The 1,430-nt window shown below is 62.2% G+C and carries 1 protein-coding gene; it reads left to right on the forward strand.

The window, feature by feature from the left end; genetic code table 11:
- Positions 1-329: 329 nt before the first annotated feature.
- Positions 330-1,253 (forward strand): magnesium transporter CorA family protein, encoded by a 924-nt coding sequence (locus C2L80_RS13460; RefSeq protein ID WP_092198738.1) that lies wholly within the window; start codon positions 330-332, stop codon positions 1,251-1,253.
- Positions 1,254-1,430: the final 177 nt, after the last annotated feature.

Genomic DNA, 1,430 nt, shown 5'->3' on the forward strand with positions numbered 1-1,430 from the left:
GGCCGCCTCGGTCAGGCTGAACCCCGCCGCGACGGCCTCCACGGCGAGCTCCCTGGTCTCCAACGGGTACATGCGGACTCCAATCCGGACACCGGAGTGTCCAACTTTTTGTCCGCACCCCCTTTCGAAGAAATACCGACAAAAAGCATGATTTTGCCACCGTGTCCTTTGTGCCAAATACGTCAAGCATACGCCTTTCTGCCATCAGGATGAAAAGAGTCGTCGAGCCCCAGCACCTTCAACGATCCTCCAACGAAAGGACGCAAGATGGACGCCGCATGCTAAGCTGCGAGGCAGCGTCGAACCGCCCCGTCCGAAAGAACTGCGCCATGGCCCACACGTACGTGCTGACGAACCGCCTCGAGCCCGTCCCCGCGGGCGAGGACGTCCCCGCGGGCCGACCGGTGGTCGAGGCGCTCACGTCGCAGGAGCTCGCTTCCTTGGGCTACGCGGACGCGAGCGCGCAGGAGTCGCTGCGCTTCCTGGCAACCGTGGAGAACACCTACCTCGACGTGCTTCCCCGCTGCCTCATCGGCTCGTTCGCCGTGCCGGACAAGGCCCACCTTTCGTGCGACCCCCTCTGCTTCGCGTTCTACCTGGACGAATCGCACCTTGTGTTCCTCGACGAGGGCGACACCTGCGCGCGGATGCTTGCCGCCATCGCCCGACAAGGCTACGTGAAGCAACCCACCGTCGCGCACTGCCTGTTCGAGTTCATGAAGCTGCTCGTGAAAGACGACCTGACGTTCCTTGCCAACCTCGAGGATCGCATGGAGGACGTGGAGGAGGCGATCATTGATCGCGGGATGAGCGGCGCGAATCGGCAGATGCTGGAATTTCGCCGCAAGCTCTTGCGCATCGACACGTACTACCAACAACTCGTCGACATGGCCAGCGCCCTGGCCGAGAACGAGAACAAGCTGCTCACCCACGAGGAGGGGCGTCTGTTCCGTGTGTTCGAGCGACAGGCCGAGCGCCTGCTCAAGCGCTCGCTCACGCTCAAGGAGTACAGCTTGCAGCTGCGCGAGCTGTACCAGACGCAGATCGACCTCAAGCAGAACGACACCATGCGGTTCTTCACCGTCATCACCACGCTGTTCGCGCCGCTCACGCTGCTCACCAGCTGGTTCGGCATGAACTTCGCGAACATGCCCGGACTCGATTGGAGCGGGGGCTATCCCGCCGTCATCGGCGTGTCGCTGACGATCGTGGCCATCGAGCTGATCGTCTTCAAGCGCAAACAGTGGCTGTAACCAGCGAGCCGTAACGAAAGAAAATCGTCGATTTCTTTCGTTACGACGCAAAAAGGGGGTGCGGACAAAAAGTTGGACACTCCGGTGTCCGGATTGGAGTCCGCATGTACCCGTTGGAGACCAGGGAGCTCGCCGTGGAGGCCGTCGCGGCGGGGTTCAGCCTGACCGAGGCGGCCG

The sequence above is a fragment of the Rubneribacter badeniensis genome, from assembly GCF_002899695.1.
GTDB lineage: Bacteria > Actinomycetota > Coriobacteriia > Coriobacteriales > Eggerthellaceae > Rubneribacter > Rubneribacter badeniensis.

Coding starts and splice junctions, on each gene's coding strand:
- C2L80_RS13460 (WP_092198738.1), top strand. CDS start 330: ATGGCCCACACGTACGTGCTGACGAACCGCCTCGAGCCCGTCCCCGCG.